The following is a 16785-nucleotide window of genomic DNA, read 5'->3' as shown; positions in this document are numbered from 1 at the left end:
AAAAGAATGCTTAGCAAAGCTAATCGATACACATTTATATTACTTACAGGCATTATCTGCCTGGCAAATATTTCGTCTTCTGCTCAAAAGAAATCGAAAGTACTGATCAAAAATTCGGACGAAGTACAGTTTGTGAGAAACTCAGATCCTGTACTCAATAAATTTTTAGGCAATGTTTTTATTACACATGGCGATATAAAAATGTATTGTGACAGTGCTTATCAATTCGAAAAGCAAAACACTTTAGAGGCTTTTGGCAATGTTCATATTATTAATGCCGACACCGTTCATATATACGGAGACTACCTAAAATATTATGGCAATACAAAATTTGCAGAAATGAGAGATAACGTGAAACTAAAAAACAAATCGGTTACCGTTACCACACAATTTCTTGATTTTGACATGAACGAAAGCGTAGGATACTATTTTAACGGCGGCAAAATTGTTGACGCAGAAAATACTCTTACCAGTGATATTGGAAGGTATTATACAAAACAAGAACTGCTGTTTTTTAAAGATAGTGTTAAAGCTGTAACTACTGATTACACGCTGTATTCAGATACTTTAAAATACAATACAGTTAGCAAGATTGCTTTTATTTTAGGACCAACTAAAATTGTTGGTGAGAAAGAAACCTTATATTCGGAAGATGGTTGGTACAATACAGAATCAAATATCTCTCAGTTCTTTAAAAACACAACTCTTGACAGTAAATCGTATCAAATTAAAGGCGACAGTATTTATTTGGATCGGAACAACGAACTGGCCCGTATCTTTAAAAATGTTGAGTTGCGGGACACGGTGAATAATTTAATATTGAAGGGCAATTATCTTGAAACGTTCAAGAATACGGAGGAGGCTCTTATGACCGATTCTGCAGTCTTTATTCAGATTACTGACAGTGACTCACTGTTTCTTCATTCGGACACTCTGAAAATTGAAAAAGACAGTGCCAAATTTGAACGGATTAAGGCTTTTCATCATGTGAAATTTTACCGTACAGATTTGCAGGGAATTTGCGATTCGTTGGTTTATACCATGCAGGATTCGACCATCAGATTATTCAATGATCCCGTTCTTTGGGCACAACAAAACCAAATGGTAGCTGATACAATTGGTATTGAAACCCAAAATAAAGCAATTCGTTATCTGCATTTTCGAGGATCTTCTTTTTTAACAGCTAAAGAAGACACCACTTTTTTCAATCAGATAAAAGGTAGAAATATGCTCGGACACATTAAAGACAATAAACTTTACAAACTTGATATTAGAGGCAATGGTGAAACCTTATATTATCCTGTTGACAAGGAGGTAATTATGGGAATGAATATTGCCAAGAGCAGCAATATCAGTATTCTCATCGAAAAAAATAAAATTGATAAAATCATCTTTCTTAAAAAACCTGACGGCAATATGTATCCCCTCTTCGAAGTAGAAAAGGAAATGAAATTTCTTAAAGACTTTCAGTGGCTTGAAGAATACCAACCAAAATCAAAGGAAGACATATTTATCTGGAAAGAGTATACGCCAATTCGGAAATTAAATTCAGCCGTAAAAAAACCAATAAAAAAAGGGACTTTATAAAAGTCCCTTTTTTTATATCTTAATATTCATCTTCGTTGAATAGAAAATCTCCTTTGCTTGGATAATCAGGCCAAATATCTTCAATACTTTCGAAAATTTCACCTTCTTCCTCAATTTCCTGCAAGTTTTCAATCACTTCCAATGGCGCTCCGGAACGGATCGCATAATCAATTAATTCATCTTTGGAAGCAGGCCAAGGTGCATCTTCTAATTTAGTGGCTAATTCAAGTGTCCAGTACATATATTTAATATTTTTATTAGGTTCTTTTATTATTCTGCGAATATAATTTTTTTTTTTGAATTTACAAGTCAGGCTTCCATTTAATTTCATCAGCTCCTGCATCATGCAAAACCTTACGCGAAAGCACAAATAAATAGTCCGAAAGACGATTTAAATACTTCAACAATAGTGGATTTATATTTACATCATTTGATAGTTGATTTGCCCGGCGTTCTGCCCTTCGGCATACCGTTCTTGCAACATGACAAAACCCGTTGGCCAAACTACCTCCCGGCAATACAAAATTATTAAGTTCAGCCAACTCTTCATCCATCCGATCCATCTCTTTTTCCAATAAAAGAATGTCTGCTTCCACAATAGGTAACTTCTCCTTTAAATCAGATTTTTCTTCATCAGTTGCCAGCCTTGAACCAATCATAAACAATTTATTCTGAATCTCTAATAAAATCTCTTTTGATTTAGATTCAATATCATGCGATCGAATCAAACCAATATAAGAGTTTAATTCATCGACGGTACCATAGGCTTCCAATCGCAAGTGATGCTTCGGAACTCGTGTTCCTCCAATCAAACCTGTTGTACCGGAATCTCCTGTTTTTGTATATACTTTAAATTTAGTCATTGTGTGTGTTTTAATTAGCTCCAACATTTAGGATCTTTTTATACCCTTCAGCAGAACTACTACAAAGATAAAATTTCATAGAATCTATGCAATAGCTAAAACCTATACTTTCTTACATAATCTTGTTTCTGCATTCCGTCTTTCGAAATCAGAATTCCCAAATGAAATAAATCCAGACTCACGGAAATTTTCTCCAATTTCTTCATCTGTTTCCAAAAGAGGCTAATCGTATCATTTTTATGTGGATTTTGAATAACAATCATGCAATTATCTGCAAGCAAAAGTTCATAATTCAGAATAAAATCAGACAGAATTTCTTTACTGGTATTTTCAGAAAAAACAAGAAAATCATATTTTGGATTTTGCTTCAAAATCTCATTATAATTAAAACTCTTATAATTCTGAATTCCCATATAGTTCCGAAAAATATCATCCGAATATTCCGGGAAAACACCTCCCCGATCCAGACATGCAACACTATTTCGAGAATCAAGCTTTGCCATGTAAGCAATGGTAAATCCTATTCCTCCTCCAAAATAGCCTGATTTTTCAGCATGCCAAAAGTTCATCAGGCGAAACAGCAATCGATCCAATGCTTCAGTCGATTTAATAATTTGAATTTCCTCTTTGTACTTCTTTGCCAAATCCTTACCAATCTCACCATCTTCCAATTTTGATTTTAACGCATTCACAATAATTTTCCGATAAGGAAATAACTGACCAAATGCATAGTAAGACAATTTTGCCTCAATAACATTAACAATCAGATGGAAAGTAAAGGGTGAATGAACCCCAAATCCTTTTCGGCGAAAGGCCTTTAAGCGATATAAACGTTTCTTTAATTTGTAGCGGATTCGACCCATAATTACAATAAACTAGAATTGGCGAATTTAATCGTAAATTTGAATTTCTTCAAATTCTTAAGCCAAGATATCATCTGTTGCAGGTATTGTCCTGATATTATTAATGATAATATGGCATAAGATTAAGCAATCATTTCTTTAAAATAAAAGTTTTTCAATTTACTTTTGTTTGTACTTTTAGATTTTTAAAGCATTTTCACAAACAGGGTGAAATTTTATCCCTCCATATAAAATAGAATTAGAACCGTAAGAATGTCAGAATTAGCTGGACTCGACATAAAATTTTTAGCAGGCGTTGGCCCCAAAAGGGCTTCCATCCTTAATCAGGAATTATCAATTTACAGTTACGAAGATTTACTGTATCATTTTCCCTACAAATATATCGACAGAACCAAGTTCTACGAAATCAGTGAAATTCATTCTAAATTACCATACATACAGGTAAAAGGTGAGATAACCAGCATTGAAGTAATTGGAGAAAAAAGACAACAAAGACTGGTAGCATATTTTACTGATGGAAAAGGTGTAATGGAATTGGTTTGGTTTAAAGGGATTAAATACATTAAAGCAAGCCTTAAACCCAAGACTGAATATATCGTTTTTGGTAAGCCTTCCGAATTTAACCGGAAAATAAATGTAGTTCATCCTGAACTGGAAGAGAGTGAGGCCAAAAATGGGAAATTGAATGCCTCCCTGCAGGCTTTTTATCTGACTACCGAAAAGATGAAAAGCAGTTTTATCAACTCTAAAGCAATTCACAAACTTCAGGAAAATGCATTACAATCATTAAATGGGAAAATTCCGGAAACACTTCCGGCAAGTTTGACGAGTAAATTAGGATTAATTAATCTTCACGAAGCGCTTACGCAGATTCATTTCCCAAGTAATGCAGAAATACTAAAAAAAGCCACTTACCGATTAAAATTTGAAGAACTGTTTTACATTCAGCTAAACATTCTTAAAATGAAGATGAAGCGCAGGGTGCTTTATCGTGGTCATCAGTTCACTAAAATAGGGGAAAACTTTAACCAATTCTTTCAAAATAATCTTCCTTTCGAACTTACCGATGCTCAAAAAAGAGTTATCAAAGAAATTAGAAAAGACGTTGGTTCGGGAAAACAAATGAACCGTCTTTTGCAGGGTGATGTGGGCAGTGGTAAAACAATGGTTGGACTAATGTGCATGCTTATGGGACTTGACAATGGTTGTCAGTCTTGTTTGATGGCTCCAACGGAAATTTTAGCCACTCAACACATGGAATCAATCAGTGAATTTCTTGAGGGACTTGATATTAAAGTGGCTTTGCTTACCGGATCAACAAAACAGAAAGACCGCAAAATTATTCATGAACAATTACTAAGTGGTGAGCTGCAAATTTTGATTGGCACTCACGCTCTTCTTGAAGACATTGTTCAATTCAATAATCTGGGCCTGGTAATTATTGATGAACAGCATCGGTTTGGTGTTGCGCAACGAGCCCGATTGTGGAAAAAAAATAATATTCCTCCTCATATTTTGGTGATGACTGCTACACCTATTCCCAGAACTCTTGCCATGACTTTATATGGTGATTTGGAAGTTTCGGTTATTGATGAGTTACCGCCGGGAAGAAAACCAATACAAACGGTTCACTACTTCGAGAAAAGAAGAAACCAGGTTTACGATTTCATGAAGAAACAGATTGATTTGGGAAGACAAATTTATTTGGTCTATCCAATGATTAAAGAATCTGAAAAAATGGATTTCAAAAATCTGGAAGAAGGATATGAAAGTGTTTCTCAATATTTCCCTCCCGAAAAATATGGAATAAGTATGGTTCATGGGAAAATGAAACCAGCTGAAAAAGAAGCTGAAATGCAGCGGTTTGCAAAAGGAGAAACACAAATAATGGTAGCAACAACGGTAATCGAAGTTGGTGTAAACATTCCAAATGCATCAGTAATGATTATTGAAAGTACCGAACGGTTTGGCTTGTCCCAACTTCATCAGTTACGTGGTCGGGTTGGCCGTGGAGCCGAACAATCGTACTGCATACTAATGTCTTCCTACAAAATCTCTAACGAATCGCGAAAGCGGATTGAAACAATGGTTCGAACCAACGATGGTTTTGAAATTGCCGAAGTAGATTTAAAACTTCGTGGTCCGGGAGATATTGAAGGAACTCAGCAAAGCGGAATTTCTTACAACCTAAAAATTGCCAATCTTGGTAAAGATGGACAGTTGCTTCAATACGCAAGAGATGTTGCTCAGGAAATACTGGACAATGATCCCCTACTGGACAAAGAAGAAAATTTCACTCTTGCAAAACAGGTTAAACGATTGAGTAAAACCAAAATAAACTGGAGTGTAATCAGCTAAAAAACAAACATATCGAGATATCAAAACAGCGAAACCCTTTTGGGAATTTCGCTGTTTTTTTATTGTGAGAATATTGCATGTTTTATTACTTGATGCAAGTAATTTGTAGTTTAATTTCAAAAAAAATGATCTTCAATCTAAAACTAAACTATAATCCCATTTTAATTTTTTCTATTAGCTCAATATATTCCGCTTCGGAAAGAGTTGTTTTTTGTGGATTCATTTCAAAAACACCACCAAATCCGTATCCATCTTTGTGTTTTGGAACAATATGCATGTGCAAATGTGATAAAGTATCGGCATAAGCACCATAATTAATTTTTGCAGGTTGAAACGCAGTATCTATTGCCTTTGCAACTTTAGCCACATCATTCATAAATGCATTGCGTTGTTCGTCACTCAACTCATGAAATTCTACACCATGATCCTTGTACACAACATTACAGCGCCCCAAATACGATTGTTCTTTAAACAGGAATAATTTCGATACTTCCAAATCACAGATCTTAATCATTAAACTGTGCAGCAATTCATTGTCTTGGCAATACAAACATTCAGAAAAAGGAGTTGACATAGTAAGCTTATTTTATGTAAATAATTGATTTTTATGTATTTGATATTTATGCTGCTTGTAAGGCAACAAATATATAATAAAGTACAAGATTGACTGGTATTGAAGTACTATTGTTTTGGAAGTTTTTTTTTAATTATTCCTCTTAAATAACTAAAAATACATTCTTTAAAATTCTCAATTCTATTATCACAAATAAGACAATTTTAACGATATAATTTGTTTAACAGGAGAACTATAAAAAAACACTAATCACACATACTATCAAAGAATTACCGCATAAATTTAAATTTAATCAAATTAGCATCAATTAATTCTTTGAATAGAATCCTGCAATCTTTATTTTATTCATAATGAATCTAAATTAACTCGATTGCAAAACAGACTTAAATTACTGATTTTTTTCAGGAATAGCCCAAACTAACTGTATTCAATAGAGATACAAAAAAAATTGTAATCTCTACTTTACAAAAGCAGGGAACTGCCTCTATTTAAACACACTATAAATTGACTTTTGCCAGAATCGAATGTAACCGAAAGTGTTATTTTTGTTGCGTTGTGTTAAACAGCACCCATTCACTACCAAATTGACTAGATGAATGTTACATGAATGAAACTCATTTGCTTTCGCAGGAGTTTTACTTAGAAACAACAATTAATAGGGAAAAGTACATGCAGGATCACAAAAAAATTGATCACGAAGGGACTATCCTTGAAATAGAGGATGGTAAGATTACGGTGGGCATTGTTAATATTTCTGCTTGTGCAGGTTGTCATGCAAAAAGTGCTTGTACCATGTCTGACATGAAAGACAAATCAATTGATGTTATTGATTACAGTAACAAATTTAAAGTTGGAGAAAAGGTTATCCTAAGCTATCGGGAATCTTTAGGATGGTTGGCAATGTTCCTTGCCTATGTGTTGCCGTTTGTATTGGTGATACTTACACTAATCATTGCCACAGCAATTACTAATAATGAATTAATAAGCGGGATTTCGGCATTAGCCATATTACTTCCCTATTATATAGTACTGTCCTTTTATAAAGGTCATTTTAAGAAAACTTTTTCATTTACAATCGAGAAAATCGTAAACATTTAAACTATGAGCATTATAGTTATCACTATTCTGGCTTTGTGTGCTATTGGAGTAACGGCAGCAATTATACTGTTTTTTGTAGCGCAAAAATTCAAAGTGTATGAAGATCCTCGCATCGACGAGGTAGAAGAAGCATTACCAGCCGCAAATTGTGGTGGTTGTGGTTATCCCGGATGCAGAGGTTTTGCCGAAGCATTGGTGAAGGCCGACAACATCGACAACTTTCTTTGCCCTGTGGGTGGAGCTCCTGTAATGTCGCATGTAGGTGCCATTCTTGGACACGAAGTTAAAGCTGCCGAACCAACCGTAGCTGTGGTCCGATGCAACGGAACCTGCGAAAACCGACCTAAAACCAATCAGTACGATGGCGCACCATCTTGTACAATTGCAGCCTCTCTTTACAGCGGTGAAACCGGCTGTCAGTTTGGTTGCTTAGGATTAGGCGAGTGTGTTGATGCATGTAATTTTGATGCAATGTATATGGACAAGGAAACCGGTCTTCCTGTAATTATTGAAGACAAATGTGTTTCTTGTGGTGCCTGCGTAAAAGCTTGTCCTAACCACATTATCGAGCTTCGTAAAAAAGGACCAAAAAGTCGAAGAGTTTTTGTGTCTTGTGTAAATAAAGACAAAGGTGCGATTGCTAAAAAAGCTTGTGACGTTGCCTGTATTGGTTGTGGTAAATGTGTTAAGGAGTGTCCTTTCGATGCAATCACTTTAGAAAACAACCTTGCATACATCGATTACAATAAATGTAAACTTTGCAGAAAGTGTGTAATTGTTTGCCCTACAGATGCAATTCACGAGTTGAATTTTCCGCCTCGTAAAGAAAAGCCAGCTGAAAAACCTACTGCGGCAAGCGTAAAACCTGTTGCAGCACCAAAAGCTGAGGTTAAAGCGGAAGAGGCTCCAAAGATAGAGCCAACAGCAAATGACGACACAACTGAGAACAAATAAATAGGAGGATCATCAGTGTTAAAAACATTCTCATTAGGAGGTATTCATCCTGCCGAAAACAAATTATCGGCAAGCAGCGCAATCCAGGTATTGCCAATACCCGAAACAGTAAGTATTCCAATTTCTCAACATATTGGCGCTCCTGCTACTCCGGTCGTTAAAAAAAACGACGAAGTTAAAGTTGGACAATTGATTGCAAAATCATCAGGATTTGTATCCGCAAACATTCACTCTTCGGTTTCAGGAACCGTTTTTAAAGTGGATGACATTATGGATGCAAGTGGTTTCCGCAGAACATCTATTATCATTAAAGTTGATGGTGACGAATGGATGGAAACAATTGATCGAAGCGAAGATTTGGTAAAAGAAATCAGCGCAGGCAAAGAAGAAATTATAAAAAAGATAGCCGAAGCCGGAATTGTTGGTTTGGGTGGAGCAACTTTTCCTGCTCATGTGAAATTGTCGGTTCCTCCGGGAAAAACTGCCGAAGTTCTAATCATCAATGCAGTAGAATGCGAACCTTACCTGACTTCTGACCACAGAGTTATGCTCGAAAAAGGCGATGAAGTATTGGTTGGAACTCAAATTTTAATGAAAGCTTTAGGTGTTGACAGAGCCATTGTTGGAATTGAAAACAATAAACCTGATGCTATAGCTCATTTAACCAAGCTTGCAGGAAACTATAAAGGAATAGAAATTTGCCCGCTGAAAACTCAATACCCTCAGGGTGGTGAAAAACAATTGATTTCAGCAACTATTAAACGTGAAATTCCGTCGGGAGCACTACCTATTGAAGTTGGTGCTGTAGTACAAAACGTTGGAACTGCACTTGCTGTTTATGAGGCGGTTCAGAAAAACAAACCTCTTTTCGAGCGTGTTGCAACCATCACAGGTAAATCATTAAAAAATCCTTCGAACTGGAAATTCAGAATTGGAACTCCGGTAAAAGATTTGATTGATGCCGCAGGTGGTTTACCTGAAGATACAGGTAAGATTGTAGGCGGTGGTCCAATGATGGGAAAAGCTTTAACTACTGTTGATGTACCTTTAACCAAAGGCAGCTCTGGATTATTGCTGTTGCCCCGCGAAGAAGCTGTTCGTAAAGAATCCAAACCATGTATCCGTTGTGGTAAATGTGTTTCTGTTTGCCCAATGGGACTTGAACCATTCTTGTTAATGGTTTTAGCTGACAAAAAAGAATACGACCGTTTGGAAAGCGATGCCGTTATGGATTGTATTGAGTGTGGATCTTGTAGTTTTACATGTCCGGCAAACCGTCCTTTATTGGATTACATTCGATTGGGAAAAGGAAAAGTTGGTCAGATTATGAGATCTCGAAAGTAAGTACTTATAGTGTACACAACAACCTACAAGTGCTTCAAATTTCAATAAACCAGTAAATTAATTAATAAATTTAACATATGAACACCAAAGTACTAGTCGCCCCATCTCCACACGTTCATAGTGGAGATTCCATACAAAAGAACATGTATGGAGTGGTATTTGCGATGCTTCCGGCGCTTGTTTTTTCATTCGTTTACTTTGGCATGGGTGCAATCATCGTAACCCTAACCGCCGTAGCATCCTGTTATCTTTTCGAATTTCTAATTTCGAAATACCTGCTTAAAAAAGTTCCTACCATAACTGATGGTTCTGCATTAATTACAGGTATTCTTTTGGCCTTTAACGTTCCGGCCAACCTTCCAATCTGGATTATTCTGATTGGAGCCTTGGTTGCAATTGGTATTGGCAAAATGACCTTTGGCGGATTGGGAAACAATGTTTTCAACCCGGCTTTAGTTGGTCGTGTATTTCTTTTAATCTCGTTTCCGGTACAAATGACAAGCTGGCCAAAACCTTTAGGTTTTGACACTGCTTATTTCGATGCGCAAACAGGAGCAACTCCATTAGCACTTATAAAAGAGGGATTAAAGAAAGGTGAACCATTATCACAATTAATGCATGATGTACCAGGCAATATGGATTTGCTTATGGGTAATATGGGTGGATCTATGGGAGAAGTAGCGGGTATTGCTTTACTTCTTGGTTTGGCTTACATGTTATTTAAAAAGATCATTACCTGGCATATTCCTGTTGCTGTACTTGGAACTGTAGCTGTATTCTCGGGTATTCTTCACATGTCTAATCCTGAAGCCTATGCGGGTCCTTTATTCCATATCTTAACGGGAGGATTACTACTTGGTGCTATTTTTATGGCAACCGACTATGTTACCTCTCCAATGTCGAATAAAGGAATGATTATTTATGGTATTGGTATTGGTTTACTTACTGTTATAATTCGCGTATTCGGAGCTTATCCGGAAGGTGTATCTTTTGCGATTCTTATTATGAATGCATTTGTGCCACTGATTAATGTGTATGTTAAACCAAAGCGTTTCGGCGAAAAAAGGAAATAATCATGGCTGGGAAAAAAGAATCTACATTTACAAATATGGTTTTGGTGTTGTTTGTAATAACACTGATAGCCTCTGCTGCTTTAGGTGCGGTATACGAAATCACCAAAGAACCTATTGCTAAAGCAAAATTGGCAAAAAAACTCAATGCCATTAAAGAAGTTGTTCCTGAATTTAATAACAATCCCAGCGATGAGATGTACAAAGTTGGATTGAACGAAAAGGATACTCTGGAATTTTATCCAGCTAAAAAAGATGGAATATTAGTTGGTACGGCAGTTAAAACTCTAACCACTAAAGGATTTGGCGGTAATGTTTGGATTATGGTTGGTTTTGAACCTGATGGAACTATTCACAATTATTCTGTTTTGGAACATACTGAAACACCAGGTTTAGGAACAAAAATGGTAAGTTGGTTTAAACCAACAGAACCATCACGTGAAAAATCCAGTGTTATCAACAAAAACCCTGGCTCTATAAATTTCACGGTAAGCAAAGATGGTGGAGATATTGATGCAATTACTGCAGCAACCATTAGCTCAAGAGCATTTCTGGATGCCATAAAAACTGGTTATGACGAGTACATGAAAAAAAACAATAATAAGGAGGAGATAAGCAATGAGTAACATTCAAAATTTCACCAAAGGACTTATTAAAGAGAATCCCATTTTTGTATTACTGCTTGGAATGTGCCCTACTCTGGGTGTTACTTCCTCGGCAATTAATGGTCTGGGAATGGGTCTGGCTACATCTTTCGTTTTAATCATGTCAAACATGGTTATTTCAATGGTGAGTTCTCAGATTCCTGAAAAAGTAAAAATACCTTCCTTCATCGTAATCATAGCCGCTTTTGTTACGATCATTAGTTTTTTAATGGAAGCATACACTCCTGCCTTACATGCACAATTGGGCGTATTTATTCCCCTTATCGTTGTAAACTGTATTGTATTAGGGCGTGCAGAAGCATTTGCTTCCAAAAACAAAATTTTACCTTCAATATTGGACGGAGCAGGAATGGGCTTAGGCTTTTCAATGGCCTTAACACTTTTGGGATCTGTTCGTGAACTATTGGGAAGTGGAAAAGTTTTTGGTATTTCTATATTTAGTGATAATTATGGTATGCTGATTTTTGTATTAGCTCCTGGTGCTTTTATCGCATTAGGATACCTTATTGCTATTATTAACCGCATTAAAAAAGCCTAAAGAGAAATCATCATGAATTATATTATAATCATTATATCTGCCATATTCGTAAACAACGTTGTTTTGGCTCAATTCCTTGGAATTTGTCCTTTCCTTGGAGTATCGAAGAAAGTATCTACAGCAGTAGGTATGTCAAGTGCTGTTACTTTTGTAATGATTCTGGCTACTATTGTAACTTATCTGCTTCAAAAATTGGTGTTGGATCCTTTTGGTATTGGCTTTATGCAAACCATCACCTTTATCCTGATCATTGCTGCTTTGGTACAATTGGTTGAGATCATTCTCAAAAAGGTTAGTCCTGCATTGTATCAGGCATTGGGAGTATTCCTTCCTTTAATTACAACCAATTGTGCAATTTTGGGTGTTGCTATTTTAACAATTCAGAAAGACTATGATCTGTTAGAAGCAGTTGTTTTCTCAGGATCTACAGCTATTGGTTTCGGTCTTGCTTTAGTAATCTTCGCAGGTCTTCGAGAACATCTCGACCTTGTTGATTTACCAAAAGGAATAAAAGGCACTCCGGCGGCACTAATTGTAGCTGGATTACTGGCGATGGCTTTTATGGGATTTTCCGGTATTGTGTAATTAAAAAACACATCATTATACTTTACAGGCAGCTCAAATGAGCTGCCTTTTTTATTGCATATTATCGCCTCTACATGGGTCAATATCTACCTTTAATCAAATTTATTGTGTAAATCCGTAATAATAATTAACTTGGTGTCAAATGCGATTAATTGGAATCAACTACCACTATGTTACACACTTAAACCCGTTGAGATTTCATGTTAAATAAAATGAAATTCCGCACCAGAGTAATCGCCGGATTCGGTTTAATATTACTGTTTACGGTATCATTTGTTATCCTCTCTATTTTCCAGGTAAAAGATCTTCGCAACGAGTCCGAATTCATTTATACTCACACATATACGGTCAGTAACGCTGTTAGGGATATCAACACTCATATCCAAACCATGGAAAGCGCCATGAAGGATATTCTTCTTGCCAAAACACAACAAGAATTCGATCAGGCTATTGATACAATCAATTTATATCACCTAAAAGTAATGACTCAATTCGATACTGTTTTCAATCGCTTTTTAGGCGATAAGAGAGATGTTGGAATTGCCTATCATACCTTTATAGAATGGGAAGAACTTCGAAATCAGATCATCGATTTAAAAGTTAGCGGCAAAGAGGTGAGTGCAAAAAAAATGGTTGATGGAATTGCGGCTGAGCACCTCAATAAATTAAAAGAAAAAACGAAAGTAATGACTGATTTCGCCGAAGAACAGGCAAATCGTATCTATAAGGAAGCAACTTTAGCACACACAAAAAAATTATATATATTTATTGGTGTTGCCATATTAATTGTTCTCGCAAGTTTATTTATTACCTATATTATTTCCGAGAGTATTTCCAGACCCATTAAAAAATTTATTTACAAAGCGCAGGCAATCTATCAAGGTCAAGGAAAAGGCTCTGTCCGTCATATTAGTGAAGAACAGCTTCTGGATCACTCCATGACCGAATTAACTCAAACCTATACTAAGCTTCAGAATGAAATAAAAGAACGGGAGCGTGGCGAAGATACCATTCGTGTTCAGTATCAGGAAATTCACGAATACTCGGAAAAATTAAGACTCTTTAATGATAAATTGGAAGAAAGAGTTACTGAACGAACAATGGCTTTAGCCGAAAGTGAAGAAAAATACCGCAACCTAATAAACGGGAGTACCGATATTATTCTGGTAAATGAATATATTGGTGACGGCAGTTCTAAATTAATAGAAGCAAATGATACATCCTGTGTAGTGCTGGGTTATTCAAGAAATGAACTTTTTACTTTATCTCCAGCCGATTACATTGAAGATCTTCCAGATGATTATATCATTAACTCCATAAAAAGGTTAACAAGAGAGAAACAATTCACTCATGAACAAACCTTCGTTTCCAAGTATGGAAAAAAAACTCCAATGGAAACCGTTAGTCAGCTTGTAACTCTGCAGGGAAAACATGTAATCTTATCAACATCAAGAGATATTACAGAACGTAAACATGCTCAGCAGGCAATTGTACAGAGCGAGAAAAGGTTGAAAAAAATGATTCATCAATCTCCCCTTCCTATTGTCATTACTGATGAAAGACAAAACATTGAATACTTTAACGATAAGTTTATAGAGCTGTTTGAATACACTTTAAATGACATAAAAACTTCGGATGACTGGTATAAATCGTGTTTCCCTGATCGAAAATACCGGGAAGAAGTTAAAAACATTTGGAAAGAGGCTATCGCTGAAGCAAAAAAAGAGCATACCGACATAGGGAAACAGGAATTTCATATGACAATTAAAAATGGTGAAGTTCGTCATTGTGAATTCTTTATGGTTCCTTTTGACAACTCATCAATGATTATCATTAATGACATTTCGAAAATTATATCTACACAAAAAGAATTGGTGAAAGCCAAGGAGAAAGCGGAAGAGAGTGATCACTTAAAATCTGCCTTTTTGGCCAATATGTCTCATGAAATAAGAACACCGATGAATGGCATTATTGGTTTTGCGGATATGCTTCGCAGACCAGACAAAACAGAAGCTCAGAGCAATACTTACATCAACATTATTTATAAAAGTTCGAATCAGTTGCTGAAAATAATTAATGACATTCTTGATATCTCAAAACTAGATTCCGGGCAAACTTTTATTAAAGAAACGAAATGCTTCCTTAATATTATCTTAGATGAATTGTTTGCCCAATTCTCTAGAGAAAATAGTGCGGACGATGGAATTGATTTTAGAGTTAACAAGACACTTTCGGATGAAGAAACATTGGTGATAACAGAAGAAAGAAAGCTGCGTCAAATACTTTCCAACTTACTTAACAATGCTTTTAAATTCACTTCTTCAGGTTATATTGAATATGGATACCATCTAATTGATAATAATTTTCTGGAATTCTATGTTCAGGATTCCGGAATTGGAATTCAAAAGGAAAAACAAGAAATTATATTTGAACGTTTTCGACAGGTGGAAGAAACTTTTACCCGTAAATACGGAGGTACAGGGCTTGGCTTGGCGATTTCGAAAGGTTTTGTTGAATTAATGGGCGGACAAATAAGAATGGAAACTCAAGAAGATAAAGGAACAACCTTCTACTTTACCATTCCTTATAAACCTGTAGGTTCGGAGGCGAAAATTATAAAAAGCACGAATAAAAAAAACTACAAATGGGATGATAAACTAATTCTGGTTGTAGAAGATGATGAAACCAATTTTAAATACATTGAAGCCGCTTTAAAACCAACAAAAGTTAAAATATTACACACAATATCCGGGAATAAAGCCATTGAGTTAAGTCTTAAAAACCCAACTATTAATTTGGTGCTAATGGATTTAAGATTGCCCGACATTAACGGTTTGGAAGCAACTCAGTCTATCAAAAAAATGAGAGACAATCTACCTATTATTGCTCAAACAGCAAATGCCTTTAGAGAAGATCGAAGCAAAAGTATTGAAGCCGGATGTGATGATTTTATAGCAAAACCTTTTGACGAAAAGAAGTTACTTGCTACTATTAATAAACACCTTAAAAAAGGAAATCGGTTACTTAACCAAACAGGAATATAATTCTGTTGGTATTTTTTTACCTGTCAGCAAAACTTCTCCCAAAGAAGTATACATATCTACCTTCTTTTTCTTCTTTTTCAACTCTGCCAACAAATCTCCGGAAATCAGCAGTCTCGATTCATAAGAATTACATAGTCCCTGAATTCTTGAAGCCGTGTTTATTGCATCGCCATGATAAGCAATTTCAGATTTCAACTCTCCAACTTCTGCAACCATTACTTTACCTGAATGCACCCCAGCCTTAAAAATGGGTATCATTCCATAAGTCTTTTGATAATACTCCTTTTTCTTCTCAAGAATATCCAAAAAGTCATAAAACACCTGCAGACATCTCAAATTTTCTATTCCCTCGTTTATTTTCCAGGTCAATACAACCTCATCACCAACATACTGGTAGATCTGAGCATGATTTATCCTTACTGCATCAGAAATATCCTTAAAACAGTCCTGAATTAATCTGCTGTATTTAAAATGCCCTAACTTTTCTGCATAATAGGTGGACGATTTCAAATCCATAAACAGAAAAATTCGTTTCTCTTCTTTTGGTTTGTAATAACGCCCAAGCAAAAATTTAACAAGTATACCTTTACCCAATTTTCGATCTATTTCGTGGAAAATTTCGATTAAGCCTCCAACAATGAAAAAATAAGCCAATATGGCGTAAAACAACTTGGATTGATACAAAGACAACAATTGAGGAAAGGTCGCCGGAAAATTATCTATTGGAAAAAAATCTCCCATGTGGTACATACAATAAACCAGCAAATAAGCACTGCTTACATTTACCAATAAACTTACTATAATCGTAAATAAATAAGTAGGAATTTGATTGCGAAGAGATTTTGCAAGTTTGAATATTGTGCCCCAGATTATTCCAGCCATGATACCAAACCACAATAAATTTATAAGATTTTGCACCTTATAAACAGACAGATGACTTGTTTCATCCACCTGAAAAATCATTAAAAAGAAAAATGCAAGTACCCAAATTGGTATTATTGTGAGAAAATAAATACCAACTGATTTACTATTAATTCTAAATAAAATTTTATTCATTACTATTAATAAATTGAACCAACTCCTCCACTTCTTTATAAGAATTTATTACATAATCCTCATTCATCTTAAGATGAAACAAATGGTTCTCTAATATTTTAATATTTTCCTGAGATGTATTACCCAATCGGGTGATTCCAAACTGATATAATTTCTCTCTGTCCTGATACCTGCTAATCATACTTG

Annotated in this window: 16 protein-coding genes; 10 read left to right on the top strand and 6 right to left on the bottom strand. The window is 35.6% G+C overall.

What is annotated here, in order from left to right; genetic code table 11:
- The first annotated feature begins 6 nt into the window (after positions 1 to 6).
- The gene (locus ACHZAX_RS03515) at positions 7 to 1587 is read left to right on the top strand and encodes an OstA-like protein (protein WP_320018038.1); all 1581 of its coding nucleotides are present in this window, start codon (positions 7 to 9) and stop codon (positions 1585 to 1587) included.
- Positions 1588 to 1606: 19 nt separating this feature from the next.
- Here ACHZAX_RS03515 and ACHZAX_RS03510 read toward each other — a convergent pair whose 3' ends face one another.
- The 3 genes from ACHZAX_RS03510 to ACHZAX_RS03500 form a co-directional block, all read right to left on the bottom strand.
- Positions 1607 to 1828, bottom strand: coding sequence for a DUF2795 domain-containing protein (locus tag ACHZAX_RS03510; protein ID WP_054714819.1), 222 nt, complete (start codon positions 1826 to 1828; stop codon positions 1607 to 1609).
- Between the two features lie 61 nt (positions 1829 to 1889).
- Positions 1890 to 2450 (bottom strand): cob(I)yrinic acid a,c-diamide adenosyltransferase, encoded by a 561-nt coding sequence (locus ACHZAX_RS03505; protein ID WP_320018037.1) that lies wholly within the window; start codon positions 2448 to 2450, stop codon positions 1890 to 1892.
- Between the two features lie 95 nt (positions 2451 to 2545).
- Positions 2546 to 3313 carry a hypothetical protein gene (locus tag ACHZAX_RS03500; protein ID WP_101310140.1) on the bottom strand — a complete coding sequence of 256 codons (768 nt, stop codon included), beginning with the start codon at positions 3311 to 3313 and terminating at the stop codon, positions 2546 to 2548.
- A gap of 252 nt (positions 3314 to 3565) precedes the next feature.
- Between ACHZAX_RS03500 and recG the strand changes: the two genes are divergently transcribed.
- Positions 3566 to 5671, top strand: a complete 2106-nt coding sequence (gene recG / locus ACHZAX_RS03495; RefSeq protein ID WP_320018036.1) for an ATP-dependent DNA helicase RecG — start codon at positions 3566 to 3568, stop codon at positions 5669 to 5671.
- Between the two features lie 148 nt (positions 5672 to 5819).
- On the opposite strand, the gene ACHZAX_RS03490 is transcribed toward recG, so the two are convergent.
- Complete coding sequence (locus ACHZAX_RS03490) at positions 5820 to 6245, bottom strand: HIT family protein (protein WP_101310138.1); 426 nt, start codon at positions 6243 to 6245, stop codon at positions 5820 to 5822.
- A 603-nt stretch (positions 6246 to 6848) separates the two neighbouring features.
- On the opposite strand from ACHZAX_RS03490, the gene ACHZAX_RS03485 reads away from it, so the two are divergent.
- The 8 genes from ACHZAX_RS03485 (at position 6849) to ACHZAX_RS03450 (ending at position 15543) form a co-directional block, all read left to right on the top strand.
- On the top strand, positions 6849 to 7343 hold the full coding sequence (locus tag ACHZAX_RS03485) for a SoxR reducing system RseC family protein (protein ID WP_101310137.1): 495 nt from the start codon (positions 6849 to 6851) through the stop codon (positions 7341 to 7343).
- Between the two features lie 3 nt (positions 7344 to 7346).
- Positions 7347 to 8297: a Fe-S cluster domain-containing protein gene (locus ACHZAX_RS03480; RefSeq protein WP_320018035.1), complete on the top strand. Its 951-nt coding sequence runs from the start codon at positions 7347 to 7349 to the stop codon at positions 8295 to 8297.
- 15 nt (positions 8298 to 8312) lie between these two features.
- On the top strand, positions 8313 to 9641 hold the full coding sequence (gene rsxC / locus ACHZAX_RS03475) for an electron transport complex subunit RsxC (RefSeq protein WP_320018034.1): 1329 nt from the start codon (positions 8313 to 8315) through the stop codon (positions 9639 to 9641).
- A 77-nt stretch (positions 9642 to 9718) separates the two neighbouring features.
- Positions 9719 to 10714 (top strand): RnfABCDGE type electron transport complex subunit D, encoded by a 996-nt coding sequence (locus ACHZAX_RS03470; RefSeq protein WP_101310134.1) that lies wholly within the window; start codon positions 9719 to 9721, stop codon positions 10712 to 10714.
- 2 nt (positions 10715 to 10716) lie between these two features.
- On the top strand, positions 10717 to 11337 hold the full coding sequence (locus tag ACHZAX_RS03465; RefSeq protein ID WP_124992214.1) for an RnfABCDGE type electron transport complex subunit G: 621 nt from the start codon (positions 10717 to 10719) through the stop codon (positions 11335 to 11337).
- Entirely contained in the window at positions 11330 to 11914 is a 585-nt protein-coding gene (locus ACHZAX_RS03460) for an RnfABCDGE type electron transport complex subunit E (protein ID WP_101310132.1), read from the top strand. The genes ACHZAX_RS03465 and ACHZAX_RS03460 overlap by 8 nt, the downstream gene beginning before the upstream one ends.
- A 12-nt stretch (positions 11915 to 11926) precedes the next feature.
- Positions 11927 to 12499 (top strand): electron transport complex subunit RsxA, encoded by a 573-nt coding sequence (gene rsxA, locus ACHZAX_RS03455; protein WP_101310131.1) that lies wholly within the window; start codon positions 11927 to 11929, stop codon positions 12497 to 12499.
- A gap of 200 nt (positions 12500 to 12699) precedes the next feature.
- Positions 12700 to 15543, top strand: coding sequence for an ATP-binding protein (locus ACHZAX_RS03450; RefSeq protein WP_320018033.1), 2844 nt, complete (start codon positions 12700 to 12702; stop codon positions 15541 to 15543).
- Here the strand turns inward: ACHZAX_RS03450 and ACHZAX_RS03445 are convergent.
- Positions 15520 to 16599, bottom strand: a complete 1080-nt coding sequence (locus ACHZAX_RS03445; RefSeq protein ID WP_320018032.1) for an adenylate/guanylate cyclase domain-containing protein — start codon at positions 16597 to 16599, stop codon at positions 15520 to 15522. The genes ACHZAX_RS03450 and ACHZAX_RS03445 overlap by 24 nt on opposite strands.
- Entirely contained in the window at positions 16592 to 16780 is a 189-nt protein-coding gene (locus ACHZAX_RS03440; protein WP_101310128.1) for a hypothetical protein, read from the bottom strand. Before ACHZAX_RS03440 ends, ACHZAX_RS03445 begins: the two co-directional genes overlap by 8 nt.
- Positions 16781 to 16785: the final 5 nt, after the last annotated feature.

Source organism: Labilibaculum manganireducens (assembly GCF_963665805.2).
Lineage (GTDB): Bacteria > Bacteroidota > Bacteroidia > Bacteroidales > Marinifilaceae > Labilibaculum > Labilibaculum manganireducens.
This window is presented reverse-complemented; position numbering and strand designations above follow the sequence as displayed.

Excerpts from the sequence above, each read along its gene's own strand:
- ACHZAX_RS03440 (WP_101310128.1), bottom strand. The coding sequence starts at position 16,780 with ATGATTAGCAGGTATCAGGACAGAGAGAAATTATATCAGTTTGGAATC.
- ACHZAX_RS03510 (WP_054714819.1), bottom strand. The coding sequence starts at position 1,828 with ATGTACTGGACACTTGAATTAGCCACTAAATTAGAAGATGCACCTTGG.
- ACHZAX_RS03485 (WP_101310137.1), top strand. The coding sequence starts at position 6,849 with ATGAATGAAACTCATTTGCTTTCGCAGGAGTTTTACTTAGAAACAACA.
- ACHZAX_RS03515 (WP_320018038.1), top strand. The coding sequence starts at position 7 with ATGCTTAGCAAAGCTAATCGATACACATTTATATTACTTACAGGCATT.
- ACHZAX_RS03505 (WP_320018037.1), bottom strand. The coding sequence starts at position 2,450 with ATGACTAAATTTAAAGTATATACAAAAACAGGAGATTCCGGTACAACA.
- ACHZAX_RS03490 (WP_101310138.1), bottom strand. The coding sequence starts at position 6,245 with ATGTCAACTCCTTTTTCTGAATGTTTGTATTGCCAAGACAATGAATTG.
- rsxA (WP_101310131.1), top strand. The coding sequence starts at position 11,927 with ATGAATTATATTATAATCATTATATCTGCCATATTCGTAAACAACGTT.
- ACHZAX_RS03480 (WP_320018035.1), top strand. The coding sequence starts at position 7,347 with ATGAGCATTATAGTTATCACTATTCTGGCTTTGTGTGCTATTGGAGTA.
- ACHZAX_RS03460 (WP_101310132.1), top strand. The coding sequence starts at position 11,330 with ATGAGTAACATTCAAAATTTCACCAAAGGACTTATTAAAGAGAATCCC.
- recG (WP_320018036.1), top strand. The coding sequence starts at position 3,566 with ATGTCAGAATTAGCTGGACTCGACATAAAATTTTTAGCAGGCGTTGGC.
- ACHZAX_RS03450 (WP_320018033.1), top strand. The coding sequence starts at position 12,700 with ATGTTAAATAAAATGAAATTCCGCACCAGAGTAATCGCCGGATTCGGT.
- ACHZAX_RS03465 (WP_124992214.1), top strand. The coding sequence starts at position 10,717 with ATGGCTGGGAAAAAAGAATCTACATTTACAAATATGGTTTTGGTGTTG.
- ACHZAX_RS03445 (WP_320018032.1), bottom strand. The coding sequence starts at position 16,599 with ATGAATAAAATTTTATTTAGAATTAATAGTAAATCAGTTGGTATTTAT.
- ACHZAX_RS03500 (WP_101310140.1), bottom strand. The coding sequence starts at position 3,313 with ATGGGTCGAATCCGCTACAAATTAAAGAAACGTTTATATCGCTTAAAG.
- ACHZAX_RS03470 (WP_101310134.1), top strand. The coding sequence starts at position 9,719 with ATGAACACCAAAGTACTAGTCGCCCCATCTCCACACGTTCATAGTGGA.